General features: G+C 67.3%; 7 protein-coding genes and 1 pseudogene. 1 reads left to right on the forward strand and 7 read right to left on the reverse strand.

Features of this window, described 5'->3' with window-relative positions; genetic code table 11:
- Positions 1-156: 156 nt before the first annotated feature.
- From ACFWJX_RS36605 to ACFWJX_RS36635, 7 genes and pseudogenes are all read right to left on the reverse strand, one after another.
- Complete coding sequence (locus tag ACFWJX_RS36605) at positions 157-495, reverse strand: STAS domain-containing protein (RefSeq protein WP_383250769.1); 339 nt, start codon at positions 493-495, stop codon at positions 157-159.
- Positions 492-1,770: pseudogene (locus ACFWJX_RS36610) on the reverse strand (PP2C family protein-serine/threonine phosphatase). Before ACFWJX_RS36610 ends, ACFWJX_RS36605 begins: the two are co-directional and overlap by 4 nt.
- The gene (locus ACFWJX_RS36615; RefSeq protein WP_383250771.1) at positions 1,767-2,570 is read right to left on the reverse strand and encodes an alpha/beta fold hydrolase; all 804 of its coding nucleotides are present in this window, start codon (positions 2,568-2,570) and stop codon (positions 1,767-1,769) included. Before ACFWJX_RS36615 ends, ACFWJX_RS36610 begins: the two are co-directional and overlap by 4 nt.
- A 542-nt stretch (positions 2,571-3,112) precedes the next feature.
- Complete coding sequence (locus ACFWJX_RS36620; protein ID WP_383250773.1) at positions 3,113-4,375, reverse strand: SpoIIE family protein phosphatase; 1,263 nt, start codon at positions 4,373-4,375, stop codon at positions 3,113-3,115.
- Entirely contained in the window at positions 4,372-4,602 is a 231-nt protein-coding gene (locus tag ACFWJX_RS36625) for a hypothetical protein (protein WP_383250774.1), read from the reverse strand. The genes ACFWJX_RS36620 and ACFWJX_RS36625 overlap by 4 nt, the downstream gene beginning before the upstream one ends.
- Before the next feature lie 1,150 nt (positions 4,603-5,752).
- Positions 5,753-6,295, reverse strand: coding sequence for a hypothetical protein (locus ACFWJX_RS36630; protein ID WP_383250775.1), 543 nt, complete (start codon positions 6,293-6,295; stop codon positions 5,753-5,755).
- Between the two features lie 217 nt (positions 6,296-6,512).
- Positions 6,513-6,758 (reverse strand): hypothetical protein, encoded by a 246-nt coding sequence (locus ACFWJX_RS36635; protein ID WP_383250777.1) that lies wholly within the window; start codon positions 6,756-6,758, stop codon positions 6,513-6,515.
- 856 nt (positions 6,759-7,614) lie between these two features.
- Between ACFWJX_RS36635 and ACFWJX_RS36640 the strand changes: the two genes are divergently transcribed.
- Positions 7,615-7,760 (forward strand): SAM-dependent methyltransferase (locus ACFWJX_RS36640; protein WP_383250793.1); only part of this gene is annotated, 146 nt, incomplete at its 3' end.

Here is a 7,760-nt window from a genome sequence, read left to right on the forward strand (position 1 = left end):
CAAGGCGAAGCAGGACGACGAAGCGGGGCGACCATGCAGGGGCCCTTGTGTGGAGTTCGCCGTTATCGGTGCTTGACGTCCTTTCGCTTACCCGCAAGCCGACCACGCACACCGCGGGCGCCTTCTGACGCCGCCGTCCAAATTCACGTTCCGGGGTCAGGGCTGGGTGGCGGCGTCGCTGTCCGGATGAAACGAGAAAATCTGGTCGAGGCCCACGATGCGCAGGATGCGCAGCGTGCTGGCCGGGACTGCGGCTGGTGCGATGTCGGCCTGGACGGCTCGGGTGTGATTGCGGGCGGCGATCAGGGCGGTAATGCCGCTGGAGTCGCAGAATTCCCTGCCGGCCAGATCCAGGACGAGGCGCTGACCCGGCTGGAGGGTGAGGGTGGTTAGCAGTTCACGCAGTTCGGTGGCGTTGCCGTAGTCGAGTACGCCATCGATCTCCAGGACGGGACCGGTCTGGGCATCTCGGGTGATGATCTTCAGCGGGCTCATTCGGTGTTCTTGGTCGTAGGGCAGGGGGCGGGCACACCGAGGGCGAGCAGCGCGGTGTCGTCGTCGAGGCCGTCGCCGAGGTCATCCAGCAAGCCGGTCAGCGCCTCGATGACGGCATGCGCGGGCTTGCCGGCGTGGCAGGCGGCGAAGGTGCGCAGGGCCTCCTCCCCGTACAGGGCGGTTCGGTCGTCGCCGATGCGGGCTTCTGTGAGCCCGTCGGTGTACAGCAGGAGAGTGTCGCCGGGAGTGAGGTCGGTGGTGGCGGTGGCGAAGCGTGCGTCGGGCAGGACACCGACCAGGAGGCCGCCGGGGGCGGGCAGAAAGTCAGCCGTGCCGTCGGCATGCAGAACGAGGGCCGACGGGTGGCCGCCCGAGGCGAGACGGACGGCAGTCCGCCCAGTCGTGGGATCGGGTTCGAGAGTGCCGAAGATGGCGGTGCAGTATCGCGGATCGCCGCCGGTGTATCGCTCGTGAAGCACCTTGTTGAGGGTCGACAGGACGGAAACAGGATCGGGATCGTGTACGGCGGCGGCACGCAGGGTGTAACGGGTCAGTGACGTGACCGCGGCAGCTTGGGGGCCCTTGCCGCACACGTCACCGAGGAAGAAGGCGAAGCGCTTGCCGCCGATGGGGAACAGGTCGTAGAAGTCACCGCCCAGCCGGTCCGGAGAGGCCGTGCGGTAGTGCGCGGCCGCCTCCAGCCCGGGCAAGGGTGGCCGGCAGCAGCGACTGCTGGAGCACGGCCAGGGCGTCCTGCAGGCGGGTGCGGTCGGCCTCCGCCTGCTTGCGCGCTTCTTCGGCCGCTTTCCGGGCTCGCAGGAGTTCCTCTTCGTAGGCGCGCCGGTCCCGGGCGTCGAACACGGTGGTGCGGATCAGGAGCGGCTCACCGTTACTGCCGTACTTCACGGCGGCGGACACCAGCACCGGCATCCGATCGCCGGCGTGTCTCAGTTCCAGGGCTATGCCGCTGATCTCACCCTGCATCCGCAGCAGCGGCGCGAAGTGCGTCTCATGGTACAGCTTGCCACCCACAGTCAGCAGGTCGGCGAAACGCATCCGGCCCACCACCGCATCCCGCTCCAGGCCGAGCCAGCCCAGCAGCGTGTCGTTGATTTTCGCGATGGTGCCATCCATCAACGTGGACAGATACCCGCACGGAGCGCTCTCGTAGAGTTCCTCGACACTGTCCTCCAGCAGCGCGGCGAACACTGCAAACGACGCCTTCTCGCCGTCGGCATCATGCGGGTCCGGCTGCTGTCCGGTTCGGCACGTCACCGAAGGCCCGCCAGGAAGCTCCTGATCGCCTCATTAGTGACATCGGGCGCGGACATGTGGGGGCAGTGCCCGGTCGCGTCGAGTGTGACCAGCGTCGAGCCGGGGATCGCCTGGTGGACGAAAGCACCAACTTCACGGGGGGCAATGACGTCCTGGGTGCACTCCAGCACCAGCGTCGGCACGCTCACTCTCTTCAGATCATCCCGCGAATCCGACAGGAACGTGGTCCGGGCGAAGACGCGCGCCATATCGGGATCAGTGGCGCAGAAGCTGTTCTTCAGCTCCTCCCCCAGCTCGGGCCGCTCCGGGTTTCCCATGATCACCGGCGCCATCGCTGCCGACCAGCCCAGATAGTTGGAGTCCAGGGACTCCAGCAGCTCGTCGATGTCCTGCGCGCTAAATCCGCCCCGGTAGCCGTCATCGTCGATGTACCGCGGCGAGGGAGCAACCATCACCAGTGCTCCGATGCGCTCCGGAGCCATGGCAGCGGCCAGCGCCCCGGTCATCGCGCTGACCGAATGCCCCACGAACACGGCATCGCGCAGGTCGAGCGCCTCGCACACCTCCACCACATCCTGGGCATAACCGTCGAGAGAGGCGTAACGGTCCTCCGAGAACGAGGACAGATCCGAGCGGCCAGAACCCACGTAGTCGAACAGCACGACACGGTAGTCGTCGACGAGAGCAGGCACCGTCAGCCGCCACATGTTCTGATCGCAGCCGAATCCGTGGGCCAGCACCACCGTCGGCCCCTGCGGGTTGCCGATGAGTGTGACGTTGTTCCTGCGGACGATATCCATACCCGCCAGTATCACAGGCTCCGGCGAAGGCCCGATGCACGGCGCCGAATCACCTAATACACCACTCGCCGATAGGCCTGTGGCGCACTCCCGCGAGTCCGCCACAGGTCCGGGTCAGCGTGCCGGCTGGTCAAGGACGTGGTGATGAGCTTGAGCCATTCCTCTGCGTTCGACGAAGGGCAGGTGGCCGGTCGGGTCTCGACGAACATCAACGCACGCAGTTGTACGAGACCATCGGGGACAAGCGGAGGCGCGTCACCTAAGCAATCCTGCGCTACAGGCAGACCTGCGGTGCGTTCGGCGGCCCATGCCTGAGCGGGGAAGCCCACGGCCCGTGCCGCGGTAGGACAACTGCTGCATGCATTCGCACACGAGTACACCGATTTCGGACGCCCGCCCGGCTGCGTGGTCATCACCGCCGCGGCGACCCGTACACCGGAGGAGGACGTCAATGCCGGACTCCGCGACCTGCGCGAGGTGAACAAGCAGCCTGCGCTCCTGCTGACGGGGCCGGCCGGGAGATGCGGACGGTGGTGGCTGCGTCAGTCCTGGTCTTCACCGGCGGGTTGGGGCACGCCGATGGCGAGGACCGCGGTGTCGTCATCGACGCCCGTGCCGAACGTGTCGAGCAGCTCACGGATCGCGTCGATGACGCCGGATGCGGTCGTGGGTGCCAGTGCCTGGGCGAAGTCGAGTAGGGCTTCATCTCCATAGCGGTCGTCGCTGTTTCGTCCGGTGTGGGCTTCGGTCAGGCCATCGGTGTACAGCAGCAGGGTGTCGCCGGGGTCGAGGCGGATGGTGGTGGTGGCGATGTGGGCGTCGGGTAGGACACCGATGAGCTGTCCCCCGGGAGTGGGCAGGTAGTCGACACCCCCGTCGGCGCGCATGAGCAGGGCCGGGGGGTGGCCGCCGCTGGCCAGGGTGATGTGAAAGCCGCCCCGAGCGGCGTCAGGGCTGAGCAGCCCGAAGACGACGGTACAGAACCTCGGATCGTCGCCGCCGTATTCGTGAGTGAGCACCGTGTTGAGGTTGCTCAGGACGGCGACCGGATCGGGGTCGTACACGGCGGCGGCCCGCAGGGAGTAGCGGGCCAGCGAAGTGACGGCCGCGGCAGCGGCGCCCTTGCCGCATACGTCGCCCAGGAACAGTCCCCAGGCACCGGCGGCGAGGGGAAAGAGGTCGTAGAAGTCGCCACCGACCTTGTCGGTGGAGGCGATGTGGTAGTGCGCGGCCACGTGCAGCCCGGGCACGCTGATCAGCGTTGGCGGCAGCAGGGTCTGTTGGAGAGTCGCGTTGAGGCGCCTGAGTTCTTCGCGTTCGCGTTCGGCTTGCTGTCGGGCGCGCAGCAGTTCGGATTCGTAGGCGCGGCGGTCGCGTGCGTCGAAGACGGTGGCGCGGATCAACAGCGGATGCCCGTCACCGCCGGTCTTTACCGCCGCGGTCACCAGGACCGGCAATCGGCTGCCGTCCGCCGCCTTGAGCTCCAGGGCGATCCCGCTGATTTCGCCCCGCAGGCGCAGCATCGGGGCGAAATGGGTCTCGTGGTAGAGCTGGCCACCCACGGTGAGCAGGTCAGAGAACGTCTTTCGGCCCACCAGGTCGGCGTTGTCGCAGCCGAGCCACTCGAGCAATGTCCTGTTGATCTTGACGATCGTTCCGTCCAGCAGCGTCGAGAGGTAACCGCACGGTGCGTGCTCATACAGGTCCTCGGCGCTGTCCTCCAGCAGGGCCGAAAATTCCGCCTGCTCATCGACGGACTGCTCGCCAGGGCCCGAGGTGTCGCCGTCGCCGCTCTTGGACGTCATCGCATGGCTCCGACGCATTCGGTGATCACCGCAGCGGGTTCTTGCGGCGTGGCGAGCCGGGGGCGATACCTGGCCGTGGCGGGCTTGATGGGCCGACTGCCGGATACCCGAAAGTGCAGGAAGGTGCCGTCCTCCGGGGCTTCGAGCACGGCGCCGGGCCGCTGCGCGACCGAGCTGGTCACGACGACCTCGGCGGGTCCCGGAGCACCCGTGATCACCGCGGCCACGGCGCCGCTCCTACCCCCATGAACGTCAGCCGGCAGCCCAAGGAGTCCGGACGAGGCGCCGCATCGCACGCGCCGCCCCGTCGGCGCCATCTCAATGCCACACCCGCCGTTCCAGCCCGCGGCGGGAGTGGCGACGGACCACGACGAAGCCCCCAGCGGCCCCGGATGGGCGAACGCCACCGACCCCCGCTCTGCAACCATGACACCCATCATCATGCCCACCGAGTGCCCAGCGCACGTCGTCGGACCCAGCGCCAGCAGATCCCCGGCCGAGCCCGCCAGCGGAGAACCGATGCTCCCGTTCCACACCGACGGGTCGGAGCGCCCCGGCCCGTCGACACTGACCGGGCCCAGCCGACTACGCGCGTGAGCCGACCCGCGCCGCGAAGGCAGCCGCAACGAACCCCCGGGACTGCAAACGGCAACGGGACCACGGAACCGGCACCGCGCTGTTGGAAGCCGGACGCTACTGGAACGTCCTCAGCGTCCCCGAGGAACTCGGCCTGCTCGCACTGAACGCCCTGTGGCACGATCCGCTGCACACCCCCGGACTCGACCAGCAATGGATCGGCGCCGGAATCCGTCACGTCGGCAAAGGCTGCTGGACCCCTGTCCCCCCGCCCTACCGCGACACCGGACACCTCGAATGGACCATCCCACCCAGCGGAAGGGGCACCCTGCACTTCCCCGACCGCCTGGAAGCCGCCCTCCACACAGCCACCAGCACACTCGCCCTCCTGGAAACCGACCCCACGAAGCAACCACACTATCGACCCCCCACTGCGGAACGATCACCTGAGCATCCACAGGGCAGACGGCACCGACATGGCACGGGTGGGTCTGGTGGGCGTGGCAGCGGCCCGAGCAGACCGCCCGTGCCCTGCTGGACGCCTACCGTGCCAGCCCTGGCGAGGTAGGCGACCGTCCGGCCGTCGATCGGCCACGTCGTCACCGAACTGGCCGAACGGCACCGACACGCCAGCGGCGTCCGCGAGCTGCACAGCGCCTTGACGGCGCTGGCCGGCTGACGTGCCTGCGCGCCGGACGAGTCACGGGACGGCAACTCCAACGACGTCATCCAGATGCTGCCGCTGCTCGACGCGGTCTCACTGGTCAGTGGCCGGATTGAAGTCGCGGTGGGATGCCATCATCAGCCTGCGGCTGGCAGGATCTGCTTGGCTGTGCGGGCGAGGTGACGGTGAGTCACCTTGATGATCTCGTGCCAGAAGGGCTTGGCGCTGAGGTAGGTTCCGAGAATGGACAGAATGCCCAGGGACACATCGACACTGACTCGTCCCTGTCTGGTCCAGTAGACGTCCTGGAGGTCCAGCAGGAGGGCGAACTCGTCCGCGATCAATGCGGTGCCGCAGCCGTACGCGGTGGCGACGGCGGGGTGTCCAACGGCTTGCCTGTCACCGCGTACAGCGATCAGGCCCAGGCCGGCGAGTGTGGCGATGCCGAGGTTGTAATGGTGCAGATGCTTCCCGCCGGCGGAGATGTTTCCCCAGGGCAGCCACCCGCCTCGAATGCCATGCGTGATCAACCGCACCGTGCCGAAGGTCGCTCCGAAGGAAGCCCATGTCACCAGCAGCGACCGTTGGACAGGGCTGAGATTACGGTCGGCCGCCTCATGCCATCGCTCGACGAGCCGTGGCCGGGCGGGACCGCGCTGTCGCAGGGTTTCACTTGTCACGGGGTGCCTCTCGCTCCGCACCGGCTGCCGCAGCCGCCTTCCGGCGGCCCTGTGGGTGTCGTCGCTGCTCCTCTTCGACGGTAGGCGCGGCTAGGGGAGTCTGCATCCTGGGAACTGCTGCACGCCGCGATGGTCACCGTGGTGGCAGATACCTGGCGACATTCAACTCATATCCGCCTTGGAGCCCGGCGTGCTGCAAGGAGACGGGGGGATGGGCCTACTCATCTTCGCTGTCGACCAACCTCTGCGCCATTTTGGAAGCCACCACGTTCTGGCTCCTGGTTAGCGCCTCCGGGTTCAGCGAGTCTGGGCCTGCGTCAGTCTCGAAGTCCTCCTGCCACTGGTGCGCCATGGCGTCCTGAATCTCTGGGGGCTTCTTCTGTACCCGCTGTCGGTACTCCTCAGGGAGGACTGAGAGAAATGCTTCCAGAACAGGGGGCGAAAGGCTTGTCATAACCGACACCTAATCTTCCTTGCTCAGTCACCGTTGGTCGGTCGTCGCCTCATGCTTGCCACGATGGAGCTGATGGTTCACCTCATTCGCCCATCCGGGTCAACAATTTGACGATCCGCCAGCCTTCGCCTTCGAAGGCCGTGATGCCCAGCAGCTATCAGCCCAAGTTGACGCAAGGTCCTCGATCTCGTCGCATCCGGAAGGAAGGTCGCCAGGCCGCCCGGCTCGTCGGCGTCACCGAACAGACGATCTATGCCTGACGTCCGACAGGAACCGGTGAAGGACGCGGAGTGCTTCAACGACGGGCTGTCTGCGTACGGCCGCGCTGGAGCGGGATGAGGAGGGCCGACGGGTGTGCCCGGTGTGCGGGGCGCCTGTGGGTCGGGGCGGGACCGGCTGCCACATCAGTACCTTCACGCCTGGCGGCGTATGGGGCAGCGCGGCAAACGGGTGACGCACCGGCCGCTGACTGAAGTCGGTCGTTGAGCGGGTATGGAAACCTTCCGCAACCGCCCGGACTCGAGTGCTAATTCCAAATCCGCCGGCCACACAGACGACACGTGGGTGTGGTGGGTGCAGTTACGGAAGAGCGACGCCCGGGCTCGTCAGATGCCAGCACAGGGACAGGGATCGCCCGCACCCTGGAGGGTCCCGCCGGGACTGCCTCAATTCCCCGCACCAGGAGATGGGCGATGACGTTGAGGACAGTGATGGTCGCACTCGCTGCCGTCACGATCGTCGCTGCGACGGTGTCGGTGGTCCTGACGGCTTGAATCACCGGTGCCTTCGCGCTATCGCTCGCGAGAGTGAGACTGGGGCTGACGGTCTCGGAGGGAGCAGAAGGGCGTGGGAGGGCTCCGACGGCATGGAGACGGGCCTGCGCGTGCTCGACCTTGGCTGCGGCCCGGGCCGGCAAGCCGCCCACCTCGCCCGCACCCATCACGCCGCCGTGGACGCCGTCGACCTCTCACCGACTCAGATCGACCGCGCACAGGCGCGCTACGGCGACCT

This window comes from Streptomyces sp. NPDC058335 (assembly GCF_042723915.1).
GTDB lineage: Bacteria > Actinomycetota > Actinomycetes > Streptomycetales > Streptomycetaceae > Streptomyces.